This is a genomic window from Cypionkella sp. PAMC25878 (genome assembly GCF_058135695.1).
This window is the reverse complement of the sequence record NZ_CM176871.1, coordinates 440,001-465,424: the sequence shown is the minus strand read 5'-3', so window position 1 is coordinate 465,424 and position 25,424 is coordinate 440,001. Positions and strand designations below refer to the sequence as shown.

The following is a 25,424-nucleotide window of genomic DNA, read 5'->3' as shown; positions in this document are numbered from 1 at the left end:
CCATTCGCCGCCCCCCTGTCCACGCGTGGACACTCACCCACCCCTCCGAGGATCGCGGGCCAGCAGCCGCATCGCGTTCAGGGTGACCAGCACGGTGGCCCCGGTGTCGGCCAGCACGGCGATCCAGAGGCCGGTCAGGCCGAGAACCGAGGTCACCAGAAACACCGCTTTCAGCCCCAAAGCCACCGCGACGTTCTGCCGGATATTCGCCATCCCGGCCCGAGACAGCCGGATCATCGCGGGCAGGTCGGTCAGCTTGTTGCGCAGGATCGCGGCATCGGCGGTCTCCAGCGCGACATCGGTGCCCGCCCCTATCGCCACCCCTACGCTGGCCTGCCGCAAGGCGGGGGTGTCGTTGATGCCGTCACCGACCATCATCACGCCGCCCTCTGCTGCGAGTTTCTGGATCGCGGCGATCTTGCCCTCGGGCAGCAGCCCCGCCTGCGCTTGGATGCCCAATCGGGTCGCGACCGCCATGGCAGAGCCCAGATTATCCCCGGTCAGCATCACCACCTGCAACCCCAGCGCCTTCAACTGCTGCAAAGCCTCGGCGGCATCAACCCGCGGTTCGTCCCGCAGTGCCAGCAGTCCAAGGGGGATGCCGTCGCGGGTGACTTCCACCACGGTCTTGCCGCTTGCCTGAAGCTGCGCCACCGCAGGCGTCGCGGCATCAGCCACGCCGACATGCACCCGCGCGCCCGCGATCATCGCTTCGACGCCCTTGCCGGGAAAGGCGCGGGCGTCTTGGCTGGGTAGCAGCGTCAGGCCGTCAGCCTTGGCTTGCGCGAGGATCGCCTTGGCGAGCGGATGGGTGGAGCCAGCCTCCACTGTCGCCGCCAGTTGCAGCAGCGTGGTCGCCGGGATGCCCTCGGCGGGCAGGGTGTCGGTCAGCACCGGGCGGCCTTCGGTCAGGGTGCCGGTTTTGTCCAAAGCTACGGTGTGCAGGTTTGCCATTGCCTCGATCACCGCGCCGCCCTTGATCAGCAAGCCGTGCCGTGCCCCGGTGGAAAGTGCGGCGGCGACGGCGGCGGGGACCGAAATCACCAGCGCGCAAGGACAACCGATCAGCAACAGCGCCAGCGCGCGGTAGGTCCAGGTGCCCCAATCCGCGCCCATGGTCAGCGGCGGCAGCAACGCCACCAGCAGCGCCACACCGACGATGGCGGGCATATACCAGCGGCTGAAACGGTCGATGAAGCGTTCGGTCGGGGCGCGGGCGGCCTCGGCATCGGCCACCATCTGGGCGATGCGGGCGAGGGTGCTGTCGGCGCTGGCTTTCACCACACGAACGCGCAAGACGGCCTCGGTGTTGATCGTACCCGCCAATACGCTGGCCCCCGGCCCTTTCGTCACCGGGATGCTTTCGCCGGTCACAGCGCTTTCGTCGATACCCGAGGTGCCCGAGACAATCTCGCCATCCACCGCCAGCCGATCGCCGGGACGCACCTGAATGATCTGACCGGGTTGCAGGGTTTCGGCGGCGACCTCAGAGCTCTGGCCGTCATGCTCCAGCAGCGCGGTTGCGGGCACCAGTTTTGCCAAAGCGCGGATGCCGTCGCGGGCCTTGTTGGTGGCGACGCCTTCCAGCAACTCGCCCACTGCGAACAGGAACACCACCAGCGCGGCTTCTTCGGCGGCGCCAATCAGCAAGGCCCCAGTCGCGGCGATGGTCATCAGCATTTCGATGGTAAACGGCATTCCCGCCCGGAGTGCTGCCAATGCTTTGCGCGCCACGGGCAGCAGGCCGATCAGGCAGGCGAGCGTGAAGGCCCAGATGGCCTGGTCGGCGACGAAGGTCCATTTCGCGATCTGACTGGCGGCCAGCAGGATGCCTGTGAAAAACACTAAGCGGGCCTTGGCGGTTTGATACCAGCGCACATCTGTTGGCAGGTCGGCGTGGTTGTGGGCGGTATGATCGGGGTGGGTTTCGGTGTCGTGATCCTCTGTCGCGGCGGGTTCGGGGGCCGCTACGGCGGGCGCGGTGATGCCATAGCCCAGTGCCTGCACGGCGCGCTCGACTTGGGCGGGCAGGGTGGTTTCGGGGGCAAGTTTCAGCCGCAGGCGTTCGTTCATCAGGGTGATCTCAACCCCGCTGACCCCCGGCAATCGCTCCACAGCGGTCTGGATTTTGCGGCCGCAGGCCGCGCAATCCATGCCGGAGATGCGCCATTCGTGTGAGTCTTTGCCGGATAGCTCAGTCATTTCAGCCTCTTGAGATCTTCTTGCGCGCTACTTGCGGCACCCCAACCCTAAAGCTAATGTCTCTAGTAACTATAGCTGCAAGAGGTTTCTCATGCTGACCATCGGAAAATTGGCCGCCGAGACCGGAGTGAAGGTGCCGACGGTGCGCTACTATGAGCAGATTGGCCTGCTGCCACCACCCGAGCGCAGCAGTGGCAATCAACGGCTGTATGGTCCGCTGGCGCGGCAACGGCTGGCTTTCATTCGCCACGCCCGCGCGCTGGGCTTTCCGCTGGAAGCGATCCGCGATCTGCTTAGCCTGTCGGATCGGCCTGAACTGCCCTGTTCTGCCGCCGATGCGATTGCCAAGGCGCAGCTTGCCGCCGTGCAGGCGCGCATCACGCAGCTGAAAGCGCTGGAGCAGGAGTTGCAGCGGATGGTCATCCAATGCGCCCACGGCACCATCGCCGATTGTCGGGTGATTGAGGTTTTGGGCGATCACGGCCAATGCGTGCATGATCACCACGCAGTGCCGGAGATGATGGAGTAAAGAACCGCAGCGCAGCCACGGTCCTTGCTTTGATGCCATGAAGGCCGCTTAGACGGGCGCGGTTTTCGTGTTTCGTGCCTTGAGGAACAACACGATGATCGCCAAGAACACTGCCGCATTGATGATGGTCGATAGTGCGTAAAGCTCGGGTTTCACGCCGTAGCGCAAAGCGCCCCAAGCCACCGAGGGCATGGTTGGCGTCGCCCCCAGCAAGTAGAACGAGATGTCCAAGCCGTTCAGCGCCAGTACGAACGCCACGATCAGGCTGCCCATGATGCCTGACCATGTCAGCGGCAGCATCACTTCAAGAAATGCCCGAAATGGCGTGGCCCCGCAGACAATCGCTGCTTCGTTCATCCGCCAATCGTATTTATACAGCATCGCCGCCATGATCAGGAAACAGAAGCTAAAGCAATGCACGGAGTTGGCGATGATCGCCGTCACCATATTGCCCTGCAAGCCAAACACCAGATAATACAACGACATACTGGAAATCCCGAGTAGAATCTCGGAGACAAACAGTGGTCCTGCGAAGAACACCGCGTAGAACAAGGCCCGCTTTCCGGCAAAGCGCAGCACGCCGATGGTTGCCAGAAAACCCATGACTGTGGACAGAACAGCGGTGCAGGACGCGATGATCAGGCTGTTCAGAAAGGCGCTTTGATAGATCGAGTTGGTCGCCAGATTGACATAGCTTTTCGGGTTGAAATCGGGCGGATAGGGAAAGTTCGGGTGGCTCGACAGCGACGCGAACAGGATATGCACGATCGGCATATAGAGGAACACATAGGCCACGATCAGGATCAGGCCCATGATCCATTTCGCGAAAAAGTCTTTCAGGCTCATGCTGTCCATCTTAACGCTCCATCCCGGTAAATCCGGTTCGCCGCAAATTGACGCCAAGGCTAAGGATCACCAGCGCCGCGATTGAAAACAGCACCAGCACCACGCCCATTGCCGCGCCTAAGGCCCAAGTGCCGGATTCGCCGAATTGCTGCGCCATCGACATGCCGTAAAGCGTGCCATTGGGGCCGCCGAGAAACCGCGGGGCGAGCGAGGCAGACAGGGTGGGGATGAAGGACAGAAGGAAGCCGATTATGGTGCCGGACAGGTTCAGCGGCCAGATCACCTCGGAAAATACCCTTAGGCGGCCCGCCCCGCAGGCACTTGCGGCTGAGGCCAGACGCAGATCGAAGTTCAGCAGCGACAGGTAGATCGTGGTCACGGTCATCGGCAGGTAGAGATAGACGAAGGCGATGAAGGTGGCCGAGTTGGAATACATGATAAACCGCAAGGGGGCTGCACCCAGACGCAGCAGCGCGCCGTTGATCAAGCCAGTTGGACCGAGCATCCCCTGCAAGGCGATCAGCCGCAGCACCTCGCCGGATAGGAATGGCACCGCCAGCAGTAGCGAGAAGATCAGTTTGTAGCGGCCACCAAAGCGCACGATGAAGAAGGCGATTGACCAAGCGATGACGACTAGGAACACCGAGACCAGAACCGCCATCACCAAGGATCGCAGGAAGAAGGTGATATAGGCGGACTCAGTCGCCAGTGTGACGTAGTTCAGCGTGGTCCAGTCGCGCACGATTTTGTAGTTGGCGGTCTGCCAGAAGCTAAGCACGACCAGCGCCACCAAGGGCAGCACGAAGAACAGCACCAGGAACGTGGTCGGGATATACAGGAATACCCGTTTGCGGGCGGCGGCGTTGGGTTCTGACATCGCTTAAGCCTCCGCCGGAAAAATGTGGGCAAGGTTGGCATCCCATGTCAGCGAAATGTCCGCGCCAATCGCGTGCATATCGGGGCGTTTGGGTTGCACCGCGATGATGCGGGCTTTGTTGGCGGCTTCCAGAATGAATTCGACAAACGGTCCGCGCAGCACGACGTCGATCACTTTGCAGGCGATACCGGGCGTGCCAGCGGCCCCCAATGCGAAGCGTTCGTTCTTCACAAAAACGCTGACCCGACCCGCCGCCACCGGGGCGCTGGGCGCAAATCTATAGCCGTGTTCGGGGATATTGACCGTTGTGCCATCGGATACGCCATCGAACCGGGTAGCACGGCCGACAAAGCGGGCGACGAAGGGCGTGTTGGGGTGGTCGTAAATCTCTTGCCTCTCACCCAAAGCCTCCAGCTTGCCCTTGTTGATTACCGCCACGCGATCGGACATCGACAAAGCTTCTTCCTGATTGTGGGTGACATAGATGAACGGGATGCCAAGTTGCTTTTGATAGCGGCGGATTTCCACCTCCATCTCTTGCCGCAATTCGCGGTCGAGGTTGGCGAGCGGTTCATCCAGCAACAGCAGCGTCGGGTTGGCGACCAAACCGCGCCCCAAGGCGACGCGTTGTTGCTGGCCGCCGGAAAGCTGGTTGGGGTAGCGATCCATCAACCCGTTCAGCGACAAGATACCCTCGGCCCAATCGAGGCGATCCTTGATCTTGGCCGGGGTTTCCTGCGTCATCCGCAGTGGGAAGGCGAGGTTTTCGCGCACGGTGCGGTGTGGGAACAGCAGGAATTCCTGAAACACCATGCCGATGCCGCGCTTGTGCGGCGGCAGGGCGGTCACATCCTGACCCTTGAAGAAAATCCGCCCCTCGGACGGGCGGTCCAAGCCTGCGATCAGGCGCAGCAGGGTGGATTTGCCCGATCCGCTGGGGCCAAGGATGGCGATGAACTCGTGTTTGGCGATGTCGATGCTGAGGTTGTGCAACGCTTTCACCGGGCCATAATGCCGCGAGACGTTGTCGATTTTGATATAGGCGCTGGTGTCCGTCATAAGGCTTTACCTGTTTTGGGGCGCTGCGGGGGACCGCAGCGCAGAATGCAAAAAGATCAGGCGGCCTGAACGTTGGACCACACGCGTTCCCATTTCTCGGGTGACGAAGGTTGATCGAACATGAACAACCCGGCGATTTCAGACGAGCGGTCCATCAGATAGAGCTTACGCTCCTCCTCGGTTGCCGTAGCGCGCAGATCGACGGTGGTGGAGCAGCCGGCAACCTCACCGATACGCTTCATCACGGCGGCAGAGATCATGGTATCGACGAAGGCGTTGCACAGATCCATCTTTTCGCCATCCGCGACGCCCGTGGTCACCAGCCAAGTGTCGACCCAGCCCAAGCCGCCCTCTTTCGGCTGCAAAGTGTGTCGGAAATCGCCTTTGGTCATGCCATCGGTCGCCGTCAGCAACTGGCGATACACCTGCGCGAATTCGGTCGCCGCCACCACAGCCCCGCTTTGCAGCAGCTGGAACAGCGTCGGATTGTCCTGATACCGCGTCAGCAGCAGGCCCTTTTGCTGGATCAACAGCTTTTCCACCCCGGCCATTTCATCATCGGTCAGCACATAGGGGTTGAACGGCTTGCCATCCGGGCGCGGCGCTTCGCGGGTGCCCATCTCGGCGGTCACAAGCAGGGCCGCAAGCGCGATGTTTTCTTCAAACCGCGATGAGGTCGATAACCGCCCTGCCCAAGCCGCATCAAACATGCAGGTCAGGCTTTGGGTCTGATCGGGGGCGACCACGGCGGCGTCATAGGTGATGCCGTAAGCCCCCCAGCAGAACGGAAAGCCGACTTTTGCGCCCGACACCGGATCGGTCAAAACCTTGAACGCCTCGGCGGCGAATTCCGGCAGATAGCCCGCCGTGCCTGACACTTTGGTATAATCCACGGCCCGGATCAGGCCTTCGCGGAAGTACAGTTGCGGCCAAAAGCCATCGGCCTGCACCAGATCAAACTCGTTCGCGCCCCCGACGCGCAGCTTGTTATAGGCCTCGGAATTGCCATCGAAGAACGACGGCACCAGTTTCACCTGATGCGTGTCTTCAAAGGCGGTGACGACATCGGGCAGCAGATAGGCTTCCCACATCAGCGCCCGCAACTCGGGCGTCGCCGCCCAAGCCGGGCGCACGAAGGGGGCGGAAAGCGTTGCAGCCGCTGCCGAAGACAGAACCGCGCGTCTGGTCAGTTTGGTCATGGTGTTCCCTATTGTTGTGCGACTCCGTTGTGGAGTTCATGGTTATTTCAGGTGGCTCAAGCGATGCCATCGGCCTCTATGCTGCCCAGAACGGCATCGAACACGTCCAAAGCATGTGACATTTGCGCGTGGCTGCAATCCAGCGGCGGCTTGATCTTGATCAGGTTGCCAAGACCCGCGTAGCGGCTTTCCCCAAACAGCACGCCCTTTTCAACACCGCGTTTATAGACTTCCGACGCCGCTTTCGGCGCGGCCTCTTTGGTCACACGATCCCTGACCAGTTCGATACTGACGAACAGCCCCGGCCCGCGAATATCGCCGATCAACGGGTGGCGTTCCGACATCTCATGCAGGCGTTGCGTGGCATAGGCCCCCAAAGCGCGCGCCTTGCCGCACAGATCATCGGCGATGATCGCGTCAATCGTCGCCACCGCCGCCGCCATTGCCACCGGAAACTGCCCGAAGGTCAGCGCATCTTCACCAGATGAGAAGCCGTTCAGACGATCACTCGCCATGATCCCCGCCAAAGGAAAGCCGCCGCTGACGCCTTTGCCGAAGGTCATAATGTCGGGGATCACCCCGTAATAATCGGCGGCAAACATCTCGCCGGTGCGGCCAAAGCAGCTTTGAATCTCATCAAAGATCAGCACGATGTTGTGGCGATCACACACATCGCGCAGCCCCTGCAGAAACGCTTTGCCGACGATGATATGGCCGCCGTTGCCCAAGATCGGCTCGATGATAAGCGCCGCCACACCGCCATCGACGCCTTTGGTGATGGTGTCTTCCAGCAGGCTTAGGCACATCCGGGTTTCGGCCTCAAGATCCATGCCGAAGCGCGGGCGATAGCTGTCGGGGTGTGGCACGCGCGTGAAGCACTGCGGCTGCAAGGCGTGGAACGGGTTGTTCGGATGCGGCCAGCTTGCCGCCATCGTCGCCAGTGACCGGCCATGATAGCTGTCTTGCATCACGATGACATTGCGCGCGCCGGGCTTGTTCTTGAACGCCAGCTTCAGCGCCATTTCCACCGCAAGGCTGCCGTGCAGGCAATAGCCGATGCGGTTCAGATCGCCCGGCGAAATCTCGGCCAGCTTGGCGGTCAGCTTCAACAGCGGGATGGTGTTGAAGTTCGGCCGGGCATGGGTGATGTCGCGCAACTGGGCAATAGCGGCCTCGACCACACGGTCATCATTGGCGCCAAGGCTGTTTGACCAAGCCTGCGAGGTGCAATCGAGATACTCGCGGCCCTTGTCGTCCCAGACCAAAGAGCCTTTGGCTTTGACCAAGGTGATCTTGGTTTTATCACCCTCACGCGGGTCATGGATCAGGGCGGTTTTGCCGCGTTCCATCAGGGCTGTTTGGCTGGTGTCCATTGGGCTGCTCCTTGCATAACTTGCTTTGATTATTCAGCAAGGGTGCTTGACAACAAGGACGATTAGCTGATGAATTAATTCATGGCGCTTATTAATATCCACTTTCGGCATGTGCGGGCGTTCCTGACAGTGGCGCAGGAACGCAGCTATGTGCGTGCCGCCGAGAAGCTGTTTGTGTCGCAACCGGCCCTGTCGCAGACCATCCGGCAGTTCGAAGATACGCTCGGATTCGCGGTGTTTGAACGCACCACCCGCAGCGTCAGTTTGACGGCTTTGGGGGCGGCATTGCTGACCCATGCGGAGCGTTTAAGCGCGCAGATGGATAGCTTTCACACCGAAATTGGCGCTTTGCAAAAGACCATCAAGAATGAGCTGCGCGTCGGCTATCTGATTGGCACGGCTTTAGAGTTTATCCCCGATATCGTGCGCGAATTCAAACAGCGCCACCCGGAATCGGTGCTGGAATTGACCGAGTATGATTTCAGCGATCCGACGGCAGGTCTGGCTTCGGGCAAGGTCGATTGCAGCATCGTGCGCCCGCCTTTGGGCATCCCCGGCATCGCGTTTGTCGAGTTGTCGCGTGAGCATTGCGTGGTCTGTCTGCCGACTTGGCATCGCTTGGCCGATCTGCCCGCCGTGACCCTGAATGACATTTTGGACGAGCCGATCATCGCCGCCCCCGGTCAAAGCATCTGGCGCGATTATTGGATCGCCAGCGCCCACCGGGGCAATCGTCCGGCCAATGTTGTTTATGAAGCGGCGACGGTTGAATCCGAATTACACGCGGTGGCGACCGGGCGCGGCATCAGCATCACCGCCGACAGCACCGCGCGGTTCTACGCCCGCCCCGGGGTGATCTTCAAACAGATCGTCGATATGCCGCACAGCGTCATCGCCATCGGATATCGTGAGGGTGCCAACCGTCAGGTCAGGGATTTTGTCTCGGTGGTTGAGGCTTTGTTGCGCGGTAAGGCTTGAGCCCGCTTAACCGCCGCCGCCCATCGCCACCGACATAAAGGCGCGGAACACCGCGGCGGTGGCGGTCAAGCCTTGCGATTTGCGCCACGCCAGCCCCACATCCATGCTGGGGATCGGATCAGCCAAGGCGCGCAATTCAATCCGCTGGCCTTCCAGCGACCAAGGCCGATACACCATGTCGGACAGGATCGTTACCCCCACCCCATTGGCGACCATCGAGCGCACCGCCTCAACCGAGCTGGTGGTAAAGCAGACCGAAGGCGCAAACCCGGTTTTCGCCCAATAGCGGCTGGCAGTATCCTTCGCCTCATCCACCGTCAGCATCACATAGGGCTGGTCCGCGACATCGCGCAGAGTGATCCGCTCTTGCGACAACAACGGATGCTCGGTCGGCAACCACAGCCGCCTGCGCGAGCGCATCAGGATTTCCTGCTCCAGTCCGGCAGAGTTGGCAAGGTTCGACACCAACATCACAGCCATATCCAGACTGCCCGTCGCCAGCCCTTCCTCAACGGCCAGACGCGGCATTTCCATCATCTCGATCTGAATATCAGGATGGGCGCGGCGAAAGCGGGCGTAGTGGCGCGACATGAAATAGCCCGCGACGGTGTAGGTGGTGCCCAAGCGCAGCCGCCCAGACACCTGCCGATCCTGTCCCAGCGGCAGACGCTCGGCATCTTCCACCGCTGCAAGGATATTTCGGGCGTGGTTGAGGAATCGCGCGCCCTCAATCGTCGGCACCACGCCTTGCGCCGAACGGTCAAACAGCCGCACGCCCAGTTGTGCCTCTAGCCCCTGCACGGCGGTGGTGATTGCCGATTGCGAGATGTTCAGCTCCATCGCCGCATGGCTGATCTGCCCGGTTTCTGCCGCCGCCATGAAATAGCGCAACTGTTTCAAGGTCAAAGCCATGGCCGCCTCCCGCTGTGCGATGCGTATCTGAATTTTAGATAACACACCACAAAAAACGATATTTTACAATATAAGGCACTCGTCGCAGGCTGATTTATGTCAACGCCTTGGGGGGACTATGGCTGTAACCATCAACTGCGACATGGGCGAAAGTTACGGGCTGTACCGGATGGGCGATGATGCCGGAATGATGCCCTTCATCGACATCGCCAACGTCGCCTGCGGCTTTCACGCCAGCGATTTCGACCACATGCGCGCCACAGTGCGCTTGGCCAAGAAACATGGCGTCAAGGTCGGGGCGCATCCGTCTTTGCCCGATCTGCAAGGCTTCGGCCGCCGTGAGATGAAGATGGGCCGCGAGGAAATGGCCAACTGCATGATCTACCAGATCGGCGCTTTGTGCGGGTTTCTACGCGCGGAAGGGGTCGAGTTGAACCATATCAAGCCGCATGGCAGCCTCTATGGCATGGCGGCGCGGCAGGAAGATATTGCCCATGCCGTCTGCGATGCCGCCGATATTTTCGGCGTGCCACTGCTGGGCATGACGGGCACCTTGCACGAAACGATCTACCCCGCGCGCGGCCATAGCTTTATCGCCGAGTTCTACGGCGATCTGGAATATCGCCCTGATGGCAGCCTGATCGTCACTCGTGAGCATGACTCCAAAGATCCCGCGCTGATGGCCGCCCGCGTGCGCCGTGCGATGCAGGAAAACCTTGGTACCGCCATAGACGGCAGCGACATTCCGGTGCGCTGCGATACGGTGTGCATCCATTCTGATACGCCGAATGCCCTCGACATCGCCCGCGCCGTGCGCGCCATTCTGACTTAATGGAGGCCCCTATGCCCGTCATCCAATCCCCGCTTCCCGGCACTTTTTACCGCTCATCTTCCCCGGAAACCCCGCCGTTCAAGCAGGATGGCGATGCGGTCGCAGTGGGCGACGTGATCGGGCTGATCGAAGTGATGAAAAGCTTCCACGAGGTGAAATCCGAAGTCGCGGGCAGCGCCATTACCTTCGTGACCGACAATGAAGACCCGGTGATGGCGGGCGCGGTTCTGGCGGAATTGTCCTGATGCTGAAAAAGCTGCTGATTGCCAACCGGGGCGAGATTGCGGTGCGGATCATCCGCGCGGCGCAGGATCTTGGGATTGCCACCGTCGCGGTCTATTCCGACGCCGACGCCACCGCGTTGCATGTGCAACTGGCAGATGAAGCGGTGAACATCGGCCCTCCGGCTGCGAAGAAAAGCTATCTGAACATCGCGGCGATCCTGAAGGCGGCGGCGGAGACGGGCTGCGATTCCGTGCATCCGGGCTATGGATTCTTGGCTGAAAACGCGAGCTTTTCCGATGCGGTGACGGCGGCGGGGTTGGTGTTTGTCGGGCCATCGGGTGATGCGATCCGGCTGATGGGCGACAAGGTGGCGGCGCGCGGGGCGGCCCATGCGGCGGGCGTGCCGATTGTTCCGGGATCGATGGGGCGGGTCGATGGCATTGTGGCTGCGCGCCACATCCTGATCGACACCGGCTTTCCGGTGATGATCAAGGCCGCAGCGGGCGGTGGCGGGCGCGGCATCCGCATTGCGCAGGACTTGGCCGAGTTTGAGCACGCCTTCCCGCAGGCACAGGCCGAGGCTTTGGCCGCTTTTGGCGACGGTGGGCTTTATATGGAAAAGGTCATCACCAAAGCCCGGCACATTGAGGTGCAAGTGCTGGCCGACGGCACCGATGCGATCCATTGCTTTGAGCGCGAATGTAGCCTGCAACGCCGCCGCCAAAAGGTGTGGGAAGAAGCCCCCTCAATGGCACTTTCCTCGCATCTGCGCGACGCGCTGTGCAGCAGCGCCGTCCGGCTTGCGCTTGCCGTCGGCTATTCCGGCGCAGGCACGGTGGAATATCTTTACGACGAAGACGCCGATCGGTTTTATTTCATCGAGATGAACACACGGATTCAGGTGGAACATCCGGTCACCGAGATGATCACCGGCATTGATCTGGTGGCTGAGATGCTGCGCATCGCCGGGGGCGAGCCGTTGCGGCTGACCCAAGCTGATGTGACGGTCAAAGGCCATGCCATCGAAGTGCGCCTGAACGCCGAAGACCCGGCCCGCGATTTCGCACCCTTCCCCGGCACGGTGGACAGCTTGCGCATCCCCGGTGGCCCCGGCGTGCGCTTCGATTCGATGTTGTACCCCGGCTACATCGTGCCGCCGTTTTACGACTCGCTTTTGGCCAAGCTGATCGTCCACGCCGAAACCCGCGAGGCTGCGATCACCCGTATGGCGCGTGCGCTGTCGGAGTTGCAGATCGACGGGCTGAAAACCACCAAGCCGCTGTTTCAGGCGCTGGCCGCCGACCTCTCGGTTCAGGCAGGCGATTTTCACACCCGCTGGCTGGAGGGCTGGCTGGAACACCACGCCGCCCGCCTGACCCCCAATCTTGAACCGTAGGAGAAACCCATGTCGATCCGTTTCAGCTTTGGTGGCGACGAACATATCTTCGCGGAAGTCTCGGAAGAAATGTCGCTGGAAGCCTTCTTCACCAGCCTGTCGATGACCAATGCGGTCAAGCAGGCCGGTATCCGCGGCGTGACCGAGATTTGTCCGGCCAATGCCAGCTTTCAGGTGAAGTACGACCCCGACCAGATCAAGCCCGCCGACCTGCTGCGCGAATTGCAGTCGATGGAAGGGGCGGCCAGCAAATCGGACGCCACGCTGAAAACCCGCATCATGGAAATCCCGGTCTATTATCAAGACCCGTGGACGCATGAGACGCTGATGCGGTTTCGCGAGCGTCACCAAGACCCCAAAGCCACCGATCTGGAATATGCCGCAGCGGTGAACGGCCTCGGCAGCGTTGAGGATTTCGTGCAGGCGCATTCCAGCCAGCCGTGGTTCGTCTCGATGGTGGGTTTCGTGGCGGGGCTGCCGTTTCTGTATCAGATGGTCGAACGCAAGCGGCAGTTGCAGGTGCCAAAATACCTGCGCCCGCGCACCGATACGCCGAAGCTGACCATCGGCCACGGCGGTTGCTTCAGCTGCATCTATTCGGTGCGCGGGGCTGGCGGGTATCAGATGTTCGGTGTCACCCCGATGCCGATTTATGACCCCAATCAGCAGGTTAGCTACCTGCAAGACGAAATGTGTCTGTTCCGTCCCGGCGACATCGTGAAATGGAAACCGATCAGCCGCGATCAATATGACGCGGATATCGAGGCGGTGAATGAGAATAAATTCCTGCCGACCATTCGCGAGGCCAGCTTTTCGCTGACCGAGTTCAACAAAGACATCAACGGCACCAATGCCAAGCTGATGGAGGTTCTTCATGGCCGTTAAGATTATCTCCCCCGGCCTATCGACGACCGTGCAAGACTTGGGCCGCCCCGGTTACTACCATCTCGGCATCCCGATCTCGGGTGGCATGGATCGCTTCGCCCTGCGCGCCGCCAATATGCTGGTCGGCAATGACGAAGGTGCCGCTGTGCTGGAAGCGGTGTTCATGGGGCCGGAAATTGAGTTCACCCAAGCCGCCACGGTGGCAGTGACGGGCGGTGAACTGCCCCCCAAAGTCAACGGCGATGAGCGTGCGACCTGGGAAACCTTCCCGGTCAAGCCCGGTGATAAACTGTCGTTCGGTTTCCTAAAATCGGGCGCGCGGGCGTATATTGCGATTTCGGGTGGCATTGATGTGCCGGTGAAACTCGGTTCGCGATCGACCTATACTTTGGGCGCGCTGGGCGGGCATGAGGGGCGTGCGCTGAAGGCAGGCGACACGCTGCCTTTGGGGCAGGGCGGCACGGGCAAAGGCTTCGTTCCCGCAAACCTGCGCCGTGGTCCCGGCAATCCAGCGGAATTGCGGATGTTGCCGGGGCTGTACTGGCACCGCATCACCGCCGAGGCGGGCCAACAGTTCTTCGCCGACACCTGGAAAGTCGCCCCCGAGGCCGACCGCATCGGCTACCGTTTCAAAGGCGGCAAAGCGCTGGATTTCGTCCCCCGCACGCCACCGTTTGGCGCGGGGTCTGACCCGTCGAATATCGTTGATGCCTGCTATCCCTACGGCTCGGTGCAAGTGCCATCCGGCACCGAGCCCATCGTGCTGCACCGTGATGCGGTGTCGGGCGGCGGCTATATGATGCTGGGCACGATCATTTCCGCCGACATGGACCTGATCGGCCAGCTTCAGCCACACAGCCCGGCGCGGTTTGTCGAAGTGACGTTGGATCAGGCACTTACCGCCCGCCACGATCGCCAAGCCGCGATCGCCCGCGTCCGCGCCCATCTCCAGCGGTAAGGAAAGGGGGGAGTGATGCGGATCAACGTTTCCCCTTCACTCTCGTGCCCGCGCCTCTTTCGGGGTGATGCCGTAGCGCTGCCGGAACGCGCGGCTGAACTGCGCCTGATCGGCAAAGCCGCGCGCATATGCGATCTCGCCAATCGCACGTTTGTCGCGCGGGTTGCCCAGATCTTCGCGCGCTGCGGCCAAACGCTGATCCCTGATCCAACTGCCCAAGGTCTGGTTGGTGTCGCGCAGCAATTCATGCAAATAGCGCACCGACACGCCACAGCCCGCCGCCACCTCATCCGGCCCCAGGTCGGGGTTGTCGATATGGCGCCGCACAAAGCTCTCGATCCGCGCCAAATGCGCCATCCGCACCGTCGAGCCGCCCGAACTCAGCACCCGCTCGTCCGACTGCAACGCCAGCGCCAGCAAATCCGCCAACTGCCGCCCGACCATGCTGCGGGCTTCCTCGCTCATCGCGTCGTAACGCTGCGGGATCAGATGCACCATATCAACGAACAGCCCGTTCGCGCCATTGGTGGCATCAAACTGCAAGCTGCAAAACCGATCCGGCGCGCGCACCCGTCCGCCCAGCATCGCCAGCGACAGCTTCATTACCCACAGATCGGCGGGTTCGGCGTGGCTGAACTCATAGGGTTCATGGCTGCGTTCGATGAAGAACGCGCCGGGGTTGGCGCGCACCTCGCGCCCGCCTTGGGCAAACAGCAATTCCGATTTCGCGGGCAGGGTGACCAGAAACTCCTCGGGGCCCTGCACCTGCAAATGCTTCGGCAGGCGGCGATACATCAACGCGTCGGAAGTCAGTCGCGACAGCGACACCTCACCCAACTGCCACATGCTCAATTCACCGTCGAAGGCTTCCGGACGGCGGAACGACAGATCCAGCGGGAAATAGGCTTGCCCAATCGCCTCGTGCCAGTGACGGCTGCGCGCGGCCAGATCGACGCCTTTGGTGGTGATGGTGGTCTTCATCGCAGCCCCCCGGGTTTCCCCAATCTGGCCACGCAATATTCTTTCTGTAAAGCGCCGGTTGCGCGCAATTTGTCAAAATGCGCTCTGCGACAAAAACCCATGCACCCTCTGCAAAGACGCCAGCCGCCCGCGCCGCCTAGCCTGACCGCTGCAACGGTGCAGAAGACGCCGCGCAACAGGGAGTTTCGGCGATCACAGCGGGCATTTTGCCTGATCGTCCCCCTTTTGCGCCGCGCATTTGAAGGGGAATAGGCATGGCCAGCGCCACCACATCTGCCACGAAGGTTGATCCGATCACGCTATCGGTCGTTCGCGGCATCTTGGAAACCACGCAGCGCGAAATGACGCTGTCGCTTGAGAAAACCGCGCGCTCGTCGGTGTTCAATCTGGCGCACGACTATTCCACCGCTCTGTTCAATGCGCGGCCCGAGATGATCTTGCAGGGGCAGGATATTCCGATCCACCTCGGCTCATTGATCCCGGCGATGAAAGTGGTCGCGGGATATTTTGAAGGCGATATTCACGAAGGCGATCTGCTGATCCACAACGATCCGGCTTGGGGCGGCAGCCACGCGATTGATACCTGCTTTTACAAGCCGGTGTTTTACAAGGGAAAGCTGAAATACTGGACCGTCTGCAAAGGCCATCTGACCGATATCGGCGGCCCGGTGCCTGCGGGCTATAACCCCAACGCCAAGGAAATCTACGCCGAATGTCTGCGCATTCCCCCGGTGAAAATCTGGGATCGCGGCGTGCCGCGTAAGGATGTGCTGAACTTCATCTTCACCAATATGCGGGCGCGGCGCGACCAAGAGGGCGATTTCAACGCGTTGATCGGAGCCTGTCAGGTGGGTGAGCGCGCTTTGATCGCGATGCTGGATAAGTATGGCGAAGACGTGGTGGACGCCTGCATCGACACGCTGCTCGACATGGCTGAAAAGCAGATGCGCAGCCTGATTTCCACCGTGCCGGACGGCACCTATGAAGGCTCGGCGATTGTTGAAGACGCTGGCCATGGCTTTGGCGATCTGACCATCACCGCGACGGTGACGATCAAGGACGACAGTTGCCACATCGCAATCTCCAGCCCGCCGCAAATCCCGTATTTCATCAACAGCTATGAGGGGAACTCGTATTCCGGCGTCTATCTCGGCCTGATGATGTTCGCGCAACTGCCGCCGCCTTATAACGAGGGGCTGTATCGCTGCATCTCGGTCGATATGGGGCCGAAGGGCACGCTGTGTAACGCCAAAGAACCCGCGCCGCATATGAATTGCACCACCACGCCGATGGAGACGCTGACCGATGCGGTGCGCCTGGCGTTTGAAAAGGCCGTGCCATCGAAGGTTTCGGCAAGCTGGGGCCATGCCAACGGGCTGAACATCGCCGGATGGGACAAGCGCCACGACGAGGAATATGTGACGATGGTGCTGGCCACCATCATCTCAGGCGCGGGGGCGACGCCTGCGCAAGATGGCTGGCACGCCTGCGGGCCGGAATGCTGCTTTGGCGCGCTGACTTCGGGTGACGTGGAGCTGCTGGAATACAGCTATCCGATCATCATTCACCGTTACGGGCTGATGACCGACAGTGGCGGTGCGGGCAAATTCCGTGGCGGATCCGGCACGGCTTGGGAGGTGGAGCCGCTGAGCGACGATATGACCTTCATCACCTTTGGTGAGGGTCGCCGTATTCCGGCTGTGGGGGCGGCAGGGGCCAGTTCGACGATGATCGACGAAAAGGTCGGGCGGCTGGAACTGGTGGAAGGCAGCCATTCCGAAACCATCCGCGAGAACGTCATCAAAGTGATCAAACCCGGTGACCGCATCACCAACATGAACCCCGGCGGCGGCGGCTATGGCGACCCGATGGATCGGGCGGTGGAAAAGGTGGTGTGGGATATCAAGAACGGCCTCGTCTCGGTGAAGGGGGCGGAACAGGATTACGGCGTGATCATCTCTGAAAGCCTGACCGTCAATATGGCGGCAACTGAAACCCTGCGTGCGCGTCGCCGCGCCGTGGCAGCGAACTAGGAGGGCGCCACGATGAAAACCGATTACCGTTTGGGCATTGATGCCGGTGGCACCTTCACCGATTTCGTCCTCGCCGATCAAACCGGGCAAGTCCGCCTGTTCAAGGCGCTTTCCACCCCGCAAGACCCCACCTTGGCGATCAAGAACGGCCTTGCCCTGATGACCGAAGAACTGGGCGTTTCTGCATCTGAGATCATCTCAAACTGCGATCTCTGCATCAACGGCACCACCGTTGGCCTGAATGCGCTGATCCAGCACAAGGGCGCGAAAACCGGGCTGATCTGCACGGCGGGGCATGAGGACAGCTTGGAGATCCGCCTCGGCCATAAAGAAGACGGCTACCGCTATGACCCCGATTACCCGCCCGCCACCATGCTGGTGCCGCGCTATCTGCGCCGGGGCGTGCGTGAGCGTATCCTGTCCAACGGCGAAATCCGCACGCCCTTGACCGAAGCCGATGTCCGCGCCGCCTGCGAAATCTTCCTTGCCGAAGGCATCGAAACCGTGGCGATCAGCTTCGTCTGGTCGGTGCTCGACCCGTCGCACGAACGCCGTGCCGGCGAGATTGTGCGCGAGATGATGCCGGGGGTGATCCTGACCATGGGGTCGGAACTTTACCCGCAAGTCCGCGAATACACCCGCACCTCAACGGCGGTGGTCAATGCCTACCTCGCCCCGATCATGAAGCGCTATGTCACGGCGGTGGATGCCTATTTCCAACAGCTGGGTGCCAAGCAACCCGTGCGTTACTACCAATCCAACGGCGGCCTTGCGATTGGACAGGCGATGACGGATCGTTCCGTCTATGCCATCAACTCCGGCCCCGCCTCGGCCCCCGCCGCTGGCCTTTATGTCTGCACCCCCTTCGGCAAAACCGATGTGATCACGGTGGATATGGGCGGCACCTCGTTTGACATCACGCTGACCAAAGACGGCTCGACCAATATCAACAAGAACATCGACTTCCTGCGCTACCGCATTGGCGTGCCGATGATTCAGGTCGAAACCTTGGGCGCGGGTGGCGGCTCCATCGGCTGGATTGACGAGATGGGTCTTTTGCAAATGGGGCCGCAGTCGGCGGGGTCCGATCCGGGGCCTGCCTGCTACGGCCAAGGCGGGCAACTGCCCACGGTGTCGGATGCCAACATCGTGCTGGGCTATCTGAACCCGGATGGCCTTGTTGGCGGCCGCCTGCCGCTGGATGCGCAAAAGGCTTATGACGCGGTGAAAAGCATCGCCGACCCGTTGGGTCTGACGGTGGAACGCGCCGCCTACGGCATGTTCACTATCGTCAACGCCAACATGGTCAACGGCATCCGCCGCGTCACGATTGAACGCGGCTACGATCCGCGCGATTTCGTGCTGGTCGGGGCCGGGGGCGCTACAGCGGCGCATATCACAGCACTTGCGGCGGATATGGGCATCGACACCATCGTGCTGCCAAAACTCGCCTCGGGCCTCTGCGCCTTTGGTCAGATCATCTCGGATGTGAAGTATAACTATATGGCCACCGCCGTGCTGCGGCTGGACAATGACGCGGCCTATACCCGCATCGACCAGTTGTTCACCGAGATCGAAGCGCAGGGTATCGCGCATCTGCAATCGGATGGCTTTGGCGCGGGCAACACCATGATAAAGCGCAGCCTTGATATGCGCTATGTCGGGCAAGTGCATGAATGCACGGTGGAAATCGGCAACTTCCCGGTGAACGCCGATACCATCGACCAGATCAAGGCCGCCTTCCACGCCCGCCACGAACAGCTTTACACCTACGCCGAACCGCATTCGACGGTCGAGGTGGTGAACATCGAAAGCACGGTTTACGGGCTAGTCGATAAGCCAAAGCGGATGCACATCGCCCCCGGCAAAGCCGCCGATCAGGCGATCAAAGCCTACCGCGATGCGGTGTTCTCCGCCGATGGCAGCCGCACCCGCACGCCGATCTACGAAGGCGGCGCTTTGGGGGCAGGGGCACAGATCAATGGCCCTGCGGTGATCGAAGAAGTCACTACCACCATCGTTATCGAGCCGGGATGGAGCGCCACTTTAGACGCCTCCGGCTCTTACCTGATCACCCGCAAGGAGAGAAAATGAGCCAACTCAGCGCAGACAAGCTGTCGGTTGCCTTCGCGGGGCTCAAGGCCCTGTCGGATGTCGATCTGACGATCACGCCCGGTCAGATCACCGGGCTGATCGGCCCGAATGGTGCGGGCAAAACCACGCTTGTCAATGTGCTGACCGGGTTTCAAACCCCCACGGACGGGGCGGTGTCGCTGGACACCGCCTCGGCTAAACTGAACCTCTCGGGGTTGAAGCCGCATGAAATCCGCCGCCGTGGCATTGCCCGCACCTTTCAGGGCGGGCGGTTGTTCCGCGATCTGGCGGTGATCGACAATCTGGAAGTGACCGGCGTGGGCCTTGGCCAATCGCGCAGCAAGGCCCGCGCAGAGGCCGCCGCGATGCTGGATTGGATCGGCATTGGCTCTTTGCAAAACCGCATCGCCGGAACCCTGCCCTATACCGATGAACGCCGCGTTGCGATTGGCCGCGCTTTGATCGGCAAGCCCGCCTATATCCTGCTGGATGAACCCGCCGCTGGCATGTCTGGCCCGGAAGCCGCTGATCTTGCCGCCCTGATCCGCCGCATTGCTACCGAGATAGGCTGCGGTGTGCTGTTGATTGAACACAACGTTGGGCTGGTCCTAAGTCTCTGCGATCATATCGTCGTGCTGGATTCCGGGGTGGTGATTGAGACGGGCGATCCTGCCGCGATCCGCGCCAGTGAAAAAGTCCGTCACGCCTATATGGGCACCGCCGCCGATACCAACCTTCCGGTGTTGGAGGTCATGGCATGAGCCTGCTTGCGCTGTCCAACCTGACCATCCGCTATGGCCGCCTGACCGCAGTGCGCAACGTCACCTTCACCCTGACCGAAGGCGAGATTCTGTTCATCACCGGGCCGAATGGCGCGGGCAAATCCTCCCTGCTGCGCGCCATCGCCGGGGTGACACCACCCGCTGGCGGTCGGATTGATTTTGGCGGCCAAGACATCACCGGACGCGCGCCCGAGGATATCGCCCGCATGGGTCTGTCGATGGTGCCCGAGGGGCGCGAGGTGTTTGGGTCACTCACCATCGAAGAAAACCTGCTGGTCGGCACCGGAATGCACGCTGCCACCCGCAACTGGCGCAGCCGTGCCGCGACCGAGTTGGAGGCTGTTTATGCGACCTTCCCGATCCTGAAAGACCGCCGCCATTCGCAGGCGGGTCTGCTGTCCGGTGGCCAGCAGCAAATGCTGGTGATCGGACGGGCGCTGATGACCAACCCGCGTTTGATCGCGATTGACGAACCGTCCTTGGGTCTGGCCCCGAACATCACTGATCAGGTTTATGAACGTTTGATCGCATTGCGCGCCCACCGCGCGCTGACCCTGCTGATCGTCGAGCAATCCTCCACCCGCGCGCAACTGGTTGGCGGCCGAATGATCCTGATGCGGGGCGGTGAAATCCTGCTGGATGGCGATGCCCGCGCGATGGGCCAATCCGAGGCCATGCAAGCCGCCTATTTTGGATATGGAGAGCATTGATGCAAACCCTGTTTGACGCGCTCAGCCTTGGTTCGCTTTATGCCCTTGGCGCGCTGGGCATCGCGCTGATTTTTGGCGTGATGCGCTTGGTCAACTTCGCGCATGGCGATGTGATTTCGTTTTCCATCTTTGCGTTGCTGTGGCCCTCAACCGATGCCGTCGCCATCGTATTCGCGGGCGAATTGCCGTGGTTCCTGCTGATCCCCTTCGTGCTGGCGATGGGCGCGGGGCTGTCGGTGCTTTCGGAAATCATCGTGTTCCGCCGCTTTCGCCGCGCCAATCCGGCCACGATGATGATCGCCTCTTTCGCGCTGGGCTTTGTGATCCGCTATTTCCTGCTGATGCTGTTCTCCAGCCGCCCGAAATCCATCTCGCTGCTGCCAGCCCTCAGCCAGCCTGTTGAAATCCTCGGCGCGCGCATCCCGCTGCTGCAAGTCATCACCATCGTCGCCACCATCGCCATCCTGTTCGCGCTGACCGCCTTCCTGAAACGCACCCGCTTTGGGCTGGAGATGCGGGCGGCGGCCGAAAACTTCACCATGGCCCGGATGCTGGGCGTCCGCGCCAACCGGGTGATCATGGGGGCCTTCGCGCTATCGGGCGCGCTTGCCGCTGCCATCGGCCTGATCCTCGCCGCCCAAACCGGAACCGTCGATATCCAGATGGGCGCGTCGGTGATGCTGATGGCCTTCATCGCCACGGTGATCGGCGGCCTTGGTTCCCTGCCCGGAGCTGTCCTCGCCGGTTTCCTCTTAGGTGCCGCTTCAGTCGTCATGCAAACGGTGCTGCCGATTGATGCCCGCCCGTTCCGCGATGCCTTCGTCTACGGCGCGGTGATTATGGTGCTGATTTTCCGACCCCAAGGCCTGATCGCCGCGCGCGGCACGAAAGAGAGGGTCTGACATGTCGGTGATCCGCCGCACCATTTCCACCCCGATCCTGCTGACGCTGATCCTGATCGCCATCGCTTTGATCGCTGTCGCCGCAGGTTCGCGCCCGTTCAACCAGACCGTGATCGACATCTTCCTGCGCGTCGTGCTTGTGATCGGCCTCTATATCTTCATCGGCAATTCCGGCGTGATGTCGTTCGGCCATATCGGTTTCACCTGTTTGGGAGCCTATGCCGCCGCTTGGCTGACCATGCCGCCGATGATGAAGCAAACCCTGCTGCCCGGCCTGCCCGATTGGCTGATGAACACGCAACTGCCCTACTGGGCCGGAGCAATCTTTGCCGCCCTTTGGGCCGCCGTTTGGGCCGCCCTGTTCGGCAAAATCCTGATGCGGTTGTCTGGCATCGCGGCCTCTATCGCCACCTTTGCCATGTTGGCGATGATCAACACGGTCTATTCCAACTGGGAATCTGTCACTGCCGCCACCTCCTCCGTCGTTGGCATCCCGATCATCCGCTCAATCTGGCCCTACCTGATCGCGGCCATCATCGCCGTGATCGTGGCATGGGCACACGCGATTTCCCGCGCGGGCCTCGCCCTGCGCGCCGCACGGGATGAGCCGACTGCCGCCGCCGCCTCGGGCGTCGATATCCCGAAACAACGCCTGATCGCCTTCATCCTGTCGGGCGCGGTCATGGGCATGGGCGGCGCACTTTTCGCCCATTCCATCGGCGTCGTCACCCCGGACACCTTCTACCTCACCCTGACCTTCACCACCCTGTCGATGCTGGTCGTCGGCGGCATCGGCAGCCTGTCGGGCGCGGTGCTGGGCGTGGTGATCCTGTCCAGCCTGATCCAAGCCCTCCGCTGGCTTGAAGCGGGCGTCACCGTCGGCACTACCACCATCGCCATCCCGAACGGACTGCAAGAGATCGCCTTGGGCATCGTGATGATCCTGATCCTGATCCGCCGCCCCGCAGGCATCATGGCAAATTTCGAACTGCGCTGGCCGCTCTTCCGATCCGAAGGGGCCAACCTACAGAATCCGGGCGAACACCCCGGCAATAAGCCCACCCAACAAGGAGTATCCAAATGAAGACCCTTACCAAACTAGGCCTTGCGCTGCTGGGGGCCACCGCCCTCGTCACCCCGGCGCTGGCGCAAGATGACGACAAGATCATCGTCGGCTTTGCCACCGCCGAATCCGGCTTCATGCAGGGCTATGACAAGCCCGCCCAAGACGCAGCCATGATCCGCATCAAGGAAATCAACGAAGCAGGCGGTTTGCTCGGCAAGCAGATTGAAGTTGTGAACGCCGACACCAAAACCGACCGGGCCGAGGGCGCCAAAGCGGGCCTTTCGGTGATCGACGCCGGCGCTGATATGGTCGTGGTATCCTGCGATTATGACTTTGGCGCCCCGGCGGCATTGGCGGCCGAAGGCGCGGGCCTGCCCTCGTTCTTCCTGTGTGCCGAGTCGATCAAGGCCGGGATTCAGGGCGTTGGTCCGAACTCGTTCTCAGCCTCGGTGCTGGCAGCGGTGCAGGGTGCCACGATGGCGGAATGGTCCTACACCAAGAAGAACGCCCGCACCTATTACCGGCTGCTGGATACCTGGACCGAGTATAACAAAGGCATCTGCGACGGCTTTGACTACATGCTGCCCAAGCTGGAAGGCGCAAGTCTTGTCGGCGAGGACACGTTCAAGAACGAAGATGCCTCCATCGCCGCCCAGATCACCCGGATCAAATCGCTGCCTGCGGAACCCGATGCGATCATGCTTTGCACCATGATGCCGGGCGCGGTGTCGGCGATCAAACAAATCCGCGCCGCTGGGATCAACGCAATGATCCTGAACGGTTCGGGTGTTGATGGGTCGTATTGGCAATCAGCCGTGCCGGATCTGTCGAACTTCTATGTCCCAGTGCAAGGCTCGGTCTATGGCGACGATCCGAACCCGGAAGTCACCAAATTCAACGCCAAGTATAAGGAAGCCACCGGCGCGGACCCGTCCACCCAATACGTCTATCCCGGCTATGTGATGATCGACGTTTGGGCCAAAGCGGTGGAGCGGGCAGGCACTACCGAAACCGCCGCCGTGGTGGCCGAGTTGGAAAAGATGAAGGACGAGCCGACCCTGTTCGGTCCGCGCACCTTCACGTCGGAACTGCACCACCAGAACTCGGCAAAATACCTGATCGTCGATACCGAAAAGGGCAAACCTGCCGTGGTCGACAGCTGGACGATTTCCGCCCCGATCCCGGTCGCTGATCTGATGAAGTAAGAAACTGCGGGCAGCCTTGTTGATGCTTAGGCAAGGCTGCCTGTATCTGCTGCTCGGGACAGTGGGCACTTGTAATAATGCGTGGGAAATCTGCGAAACACGGCCCAAGCGGCTGTTCTGACAGACGCTGCGGCAGGGCTTTATCCTGTTTGCGCGGCAACACGGCCAGACCACTCTGCCCAAAGTCTTAATAAACTCCTAATGAACACCACATAACTCATTGAAATTGCTAGAGAGCCTGCTTTGTCCACGCGTGGACAAAGCCCGTGGCGATATATTTCAACGTCCTGTCACAGATGTGAGATCAGATGATTTTGTCTTTTCCTGATCCTGCGCCATCTTATTCCTCAAGCTTCAGAGGAGACCCGCCATGTCCTACCTGCCCGAATACACCCCCGCCGACGTCACCCCCCCACAGATGTTCCTGAACCGCCGCGCCCTGATCGCCGGAGCCGCCGCCCTCACCGTGGCCAGCCCCGCCCGCGCAGGCAGCCCCTATTCCACCGATGAGGTCCCGAATACTTTCGAGGACATCACTACCTACAACAACTACTACGAATTCGGCTACGACAAGGCCGACCCCGCCGCCTACGCGGGCAAGCTCAAAACTGACCCATGGTCCGTCGTGGTGGACGGCCTCGTCGACAACCCCGGCAGCTATTCCCTCTCCGATCTGATCGCAGGCCAACCGATCGAGGAGCGCATCTACCGTTTCCGCTGCGTCGAGGCGTGGTCGATGATCGTGCCATGGCAAGGCTTCCAACTGTCCGGCCTGCTGCAAAAGCTGGGGGTGCAGGCGGGCGCGAAATATGTGGCGTTTGAAACCATAGTCCGCCCGGATGAGATGCCCGGCATCAGCGGCAGCATGATCGACTGGCCCTACCGGGAAGGCCTGCGGCTGGATGAAGCGATGCACCCGCTGACGATCATGGCGACGGGCCTGTATGGCAAACCGATGCCGAACCAAAACGGCGCCCCGATCCGCCTGATCGTGCCGTGGAAGTATGGCTTCAAGTCGGTGAAGGCGATTGTGCGGATCAGTTTGGTGGCCGAACAGCCCGTCACCACCTGGAACACCCTCGCCGCCAATGAATACGGCTTCTACGCCAACGTGAACCCCGAGGTCGATCACCCGCGCTGGTCTCAGGCCTCTGAACGTCGCATCGGTGGGGGCCTGTTCGCAGGCCGTATCGATACGGTGAAGTTCAACGGCTACGGCGATCAGGTCGCCAGCCTCTATACCGGCCAAGATCTGACAAAGGATTACTGATGCTCAACGCGATCAACCAAACCGCCCGCCGCATCCCGGCCTATACTATATATATAGCTGGCATAGCGCTGGCGGCTTGGGTGATCTTCTCGTCGCTCTCCACCCCCGAT

General features: G+C 61.2%; 24 protein-coding genes (1 of these 24 only partly in view). 16 read left to right on the top strand and 8 right to left on the bottom strand.

The window, feature by feature from the left end:
- Window positions 1-33: 33 nt before the first annotated feature.
- Entirely contained in the window at window positions 34-2,202 is a 2,169-nt protein-coding gene (locus tag ACS5RD_RS02100; RefSeq protein WP_489929779.1) for a heavy metal translocating P-type ATPase, read from the bottom strand.
- Window positions 2,203-2,293: 91 nt separating this feature from the next.
- Here ACS5RD_RS02100 and ACS5RD_RS02095 point away from each other — a divergent pair, with 91 nt between their 5' ends.
- Entirely contained in the window at window positions 2,294-2,731 is a 438-nt protein-coding gene (locus ACS5RD_RS02095; RefSeq protein WP_489929778.1) for a MerR family transcriptional regulator, read from the top strand.
- A 48-nt stretch (window positions 2,732-2,779) separates the two neighbouring features.
- Here the strand turns inward: ACS5RD_RS02095 and ACS5RD_RS02090 are convergent, their stop codons facing one another.
- Genes ACS5RD_RS02090 through ACS5RD_RS02070 form a run of 5 tightly spaced genes read right to left on the bottom strand, consistent with a single transcriptional unit; the run spans window position 2,780 to window position 8,085 of the window.
- A complete protein-coding gene (locus ACS5RD_RS02090) occupies window positions 2,780-3,577 on the bottom strand; it encodes an ABC transporter permease (protein ID WP_489929777.1) in 798 nt (265 codons plus the stop codon).
- A gap of 10 nt (window positions 3,578-3,587) precedes the next feature.
- Entirely contained in the window at window positions 3,588-4,454 is an 867-nt protein-coding gene (locus tag ACS5RD_RS02085) for an ABC transporter permease (RefSeq protein WP_489929776.1), read from the bottom strand.
- Between the two features lie 3 nt (window positions 4,455-4,457).
- Window positions 4,458-5,513: an ABC transporter ATP-binding protein gene (locus tag ACS5RD_RS02080; protein ID WP_489929775.1), complete on the bottom strand. Its 1,056-nt coding sequence runs from the start codon at window positions 5,511-5,513 to the stop codon at window positions 4,458-4,460.
- A gap of 56 nt (window positions 5,514-5,569) precedes the next feature.
- Window positions 5,570-6,712 (bottom strand): ABC transporter substrate-binding protein, encoded by a 1,143-nt coding sequence (locus tag ACS5RD_RS02075; protein ID WP_489929774.1) that lies wholly within the window; start codon window positions 6,710-6,712, stop codon window positions 5,570-5,572.
- Window positions 6,713-6,768: 56 nt separating this feature from the next.
- Entirely contained in the window at window positions 6,769-8,085 is a 1,317-nt protein-coding gene (locus ACS5RD_RS02070) for an aspartate aminotransferase family protein (RefSeq protein WP_489929773.1), read from the bottom strand.
- An 81-nt stretch (window positions 8,086-8,166) separates the two neighbouring features.
- Between ACS5RD_RS02070 and ACS5RD_RS02065 the strand changes: the two genes are divergently transcribed.
- Window positions 8,167-9,063, top strand: a complete 897-nt coding sequence (locus ACS5RD_RS02065; protein WP_489929772.1) for a LysR family transcriptional regulator — start codon at window positions 8,167-8,169, stop codon at window positions 9,061-9,063.
- Window positions 9,064-9,069: 6 nt separating this feature from the next.
- Here the strand turns inward: ACS5RD_RS02065 and ACS5RD_RS02060 are convergent, their stop codons facing one another.
- Window positions 9,070-9,975, bottom strand: coding sequence for a LysR family transcriptional regulator (locus tag ACS5RD_RS02060; protein ID WP_489929771.1), 906 nt, complete (start codon window positions 9,973-9,975; stop codon window positions 9,070-9,072).
- A gap of 118 nt (window positions 9,976-10,093) precedes the next feature.
- Between ACS5RD_RS02060 and ACS5RD_RS02055 the strand changes: the two genes are divergently transcribed.
- From ACS5RD_RS02055 to ACS5RD_RS02035, 5 genes are read left to right on the top strand one after another with little or no spacing between them, the layout of a single operon-like run.
- Complete coding sequence (locus ACS5RD_RS02055; RefSeq protein WP_054004500.1) at window positions 10,094-10,807, top strand: LamB/YcsF family protein; 714 nt, start codon at window positions 10,094-10,096, stop codon at window positions 10,805-10,807.
- Window positions 10,808-10,818: 11 nt separating this feature from the next.
- Window positions 10,819-11,052: an acetyl-CoA carboxylase gene (locus ACS5RD_RS02050; protein WP_054004501.1), complete on the top strand. Its 234-nt coding sequence runs from the start codon at window positions 10,819-10,821 to the stop codon at window positions 11,050-11,052.
- A complete protein-coding gene (locus ACS5RD_RS02045; protein ID WP_489931319.1) occupies window positions 11,049-12,428 on the top strand; it encodes an acetyl-CoA carboxylase biotin carboxylase subunit in 1,380 nt (459 codons plus the stop codon). Before ACS5RD_RS02050 ends, ACS5RD_RS02045 begins: the two co-directional genes overlap by 4 nt.
- Before the next feature lie 9 nt (window positions 12,429-12,437).
- On the top strand, window positions 12,438-13,313 hold the full coding sequence (locus ACS5RD_RS02040; protein ID WP_489929770.1) for a 5-oxoprolinase subunit B family protein: 876 nt from the start codon (window positions 12,438-12,440) through the stop codon (window positions 13,311-13,313).
- On the top strand, window positions 13,303-14,271 hold the full coding sequence (locus ACS5RD_RS02035) for a 5-oxoprolinase subunit C family protein (RefSeq protein WP_489929769.1): 969 nt from the start codon (window positions 13,303-13,305) through the stop codon (window positions 14,269-14,271). Before ACS5RD_RS02040 ends, ACS5RD_RS02035 begins: the two co-directional genes overlap by 11 nt.
- Before the next feature lie 36 nt (window positions 14,272-14,307).
- Here ACS5RD_RS02035 and ACS5RD_RS02030 read toward each other — a convergent pair whose 3' ends face one another.
- Window positions 14,308-15,252, bottom strand: a complete 945-nt coding sequence (locus ACS5RD_RS02030) for an AraC family transcriptional regulator (protein ID WP_489929768.1) — start codon at window positions 15,250-15,252, stop codon at window positions 14,308-14,310.
- A gap of 254 nt (window positions 15,253-15,506) precedes the next feature.
- Between ACS5RD_RS02030 and capB the strand changes: the two genes are divergently transcribed.
- The 9 genes from capB to msrQ all read left to right on the top strand — a co-directional run.
- Window positions 15,507-17,285 carry a caprolactamase subunit beta gene (gene capB / locus ACS5RD_RS02025; RefSeq protein WP_489929767.1) on the top strand — a complete coding sequence of 593 codons (1,779 nt, stop codon included), beginning with the start codon at window positions 15,507-15,509 and terminating at the stop codon, window positions 17,283-17,285.
- A 12-nt stretch (window positions 17,286-17,297) separates the two neighbouring features.
- A complete protein-coding gene (gene capA / locus ACS5RD_RS02020; RefSeq protein ID WP_489929766.1) occupies window positions 17,298-19,379 on the top strand; it encodes a caprolactamase subunit alpha in 2,082 nt (693 codons plus the stop codon).
- The gene (locus tag ACS5RD_RS02015; protein WP_489929765.1) at window positions 19,376-20,140 is read left to right on the top strand and encodes an ABC transporter ATP-binding protein; all 765 of its coding nucleotides are present in this window, start codon (window positions 19,376-19,378) and stop codon (window positions 20,138-20,140) included. Before capA ends, ACS5RD_RS02015 begins: the two co-directional genes overlap by 4 nt.
- Window positions 20,137-20,871 carry an ABC transporter ATP-binding protein gene (locus tag ACS5RD_RS02010; protein ID WP_489929764.1) on the top strand — a complete coding sequence of 245 codons (735 nt, stop codon included), beginning with the start codon at window positions 20,137-20,139 and terminating at the stop codon, window positions 20,869-20,871. The genes ACS5RD_RS02015 and ACS5RD_RS02010 overlap by 4 nt, the downstream gene beginning before the upstream one ends.
- A complete protein-coding gene (locus ACS5RD_RS02005; RefSeq protein ID WP_489929763.1) occupies window positions 20,871-21,773 on the top strand; it encodes a branched-chain amino acid ABC transporter permease in 903 nt (300 codons plus the stop codon). The genes ACS5RD_RS02010 and ACS5RD_RS02005 overlap by 1 nt, the downstream gene beginning before the upstream one ends.
- A 1-nt stretch (window position 21,774) precedes the next feature.
- Complete coding sequence (locus ACS5RD_RS02000; protein WP_489929762.1) at window positions 21,775-22,857, top strand: branched-chain amino acid ABC transporter permease; 1,083 nt, start codon at window positions 21,775-21,777, stop codon at window positions 22,855-22,857.
- On the top strand, window positions 22,854-24,044 hold the full coding sequence (locus ACS5RD_RS01995; protein ID WP_489929761.1) for an ABC transporter substrate-binding protein: 1,191 nt from the start codon (window positions 22,854-22,856) through the stop codon (window positions 24,042-24,044). Before ACS5RD_RS02000 ends, ACS5RD_RS01995 begins: the two co-directional genes overlap by 4 nt.
- Window positions 24,045-24,414: 370 nt before the next feature.
- Window positions 24,415-25,314: a protein-methionine-sulfoxide reductase catalytic subunit MsrP gene (gene msrP / locus ACS5RD_RS01990; protein WP_489929760.1), complete on the top strand. Its 900-nt coding sequence runs from the start codon at window positions 24,415-24,417 to the stop codon at window positions 25,312-25,314.
- Window positions 25,314-25,424, top strand: partial view of a protein-methionine-sulfoxide reductase heme-binding subunit MsrQ gene (gene msrQ, locus ACS5RD_RS01985; protein WP_054004513.1) — the 5' portion only. 489 nt of this gene lie beyond the right edge of the window; only the first 111 of its 600 coding nucleotides appear in the window; the start codon lies at window positions 25,314-25,316; its stop codon lies off the right edge, out of view. Before msrP ends, msrQ begins: the two co-directional genes overlap by 1 nt.

Bases quoted from the DNA above. Each gene is read 5' to 3' on its own strand.
- ACS5RD_RS02100 (WP_489929779.1), bottom strand. From the start codon at position 2,202: ATGACTGAGCTATCCGGCAAAGACTCACACGAATGGCGCATCTCCGGC.
- ACS5RD_RS02095 (WP_489929778.1), top strand. From the start codon at position 2,294: ATGCTGACCATCGGAAAATTGGCCGCCGAGACCGGAGTGAAGGTGCCG.
- ACS5RD_RS02090 (WP_489929777.1), bottom strand. From the start codon at position 3,577: ATGAGCCTGAAAGACTTTTTCGCGAAATGGATCATGGGCCTGATCCTG.
- ACS5RD_RS02085 (WP_489929776.1), bottom strand. From the start codon at position 4,454: ATGTCAGAACCCAACGCCGCCGCCCGCAAACGGGTATTCCTGTATATC.
- ACS5RD_RS02080 (WP_489929775.1), bottom strand. From the start codon at position 5,513: ATGACGGACACCAGCGCCTATATCAAAATCGACAACGTCTCGCGGCAT.
- ACS5RD_RS02075 (WP_489929774.1), bottom strand. From the start codon at position 6,712: ATGACCAAACTGACCAGACGCGCGGTTCTGTCTTCGGCAGCGGCTGCA.
- ACS5RD_RS02070 (WP_489929773.1), bottom strand. From the start codon at position 8,085: ATGGACACCAGCCAAACAGCCCTGATGGAACGCGGCAAAACCGCCCTG.
- ACS5RD_RS02065 (WP_489929772.1), top strand. From the start codon at position 8,167: ATGGCGCTTATTAATATCCACTTTCGGCATGTGCGGGCGTTCCTGACA.
- ACS5RD_RS02060 (WP_489929771.1), bottom strand. From the start codon at position 9,975: ATGGCTTTGACCTTGAAACAGTTGCGCTATTTCATGGCGGCGGCAGAA.
- ACS5RD_RS02055 (WP_054004500.1), top strand. From the start codon at position 10,094: ATGGCTGTAACCATCAACTGCGACATGGGCGAAAGTTACGGGCTGTAC.
- ACS5RD_RS02050 (WP_054004501.1), top strand. From the start codon at position 10,819: ATGCCCGTCATCCAATCCCCGCTTCCCGGCACTTTTTACCGCTCATCT.
- ACS5RD_RS02040 (WP_489929770.1), top strand. From the start codon at position 12,438: ATGTCGATCCGTTTCAGCTTTGGTGGCGACGAACATATCTTCGCGGAA.
- ACS5RD_RS02035 (WP_489929769.1), top strand. From the start codon at position 13,303: ATGGCCGTTAAGATTATCTCCCCCGGCCTATCGACGACCGTGCAAGAC.
- ACS5RD_RS02030 (WP_489929768.1), bottom strand. From the start codon at position 15,252: ATGAAGACCACCATCACCACCAAAGGCGTCGATCTGGCCGCGCGCAGC.
- capB (WP_489929767.1), top strand. From the start codon at position 15,507: ATGGCCAGCGCCACCACATCTGCCACGAAGGTTGATCCGATCACGCTA.
- capA (WP_489929766.1), top strand. From the start codon at position 17,298: ATGAAAACCGATTACCGTTTGGGCATTGATGCCGGTGGCACCTTCACC.
- ACS5RD_RS02015 (WP_489929765.1), top strand. From the start codon at position 19,376: ATGAGCCAACTCAGCGCAGACAAGCTGTCGGTTGCCTTCGCGGGGCTC.
- ACS5RD_RS02010 (WP_489929764.1), top strand. From the start codon at position 20,137: ATGAGCCTGCTTGCGCTGTCCAACCTGACCATCCGCTATGGCCGCCTG.
- ACS5RD_RS02005 (WP_489929763.1), top strand. From the start codon at position 20,871: ATGCAAACCCTGTTTGACGCGCTCAGCCTTGGTTCGCTTTATGCCCTT.
- ACS5RD_RS02000 (WP_489929762.1), top strand. From the start codon at position 21,775: ATGTCGGTGATCCGCCGCACCATTTCCACCCCGATCCTGCTGACGCTG.
- ACS5RD_RS01995 (WP_489929761.1), top strand. From the start codon at position 22,854: ATGAAGACCCTTACCAAACTAGGCCTTGCGCTGCTGGGGGCCACCGCC.
- msrP (WP_489929760.1), top strand. From the start codon at position 24,415: ATGTCCTACCTGCCCGAATACACCCCCGCCGACGTCACCCCCCCACAG.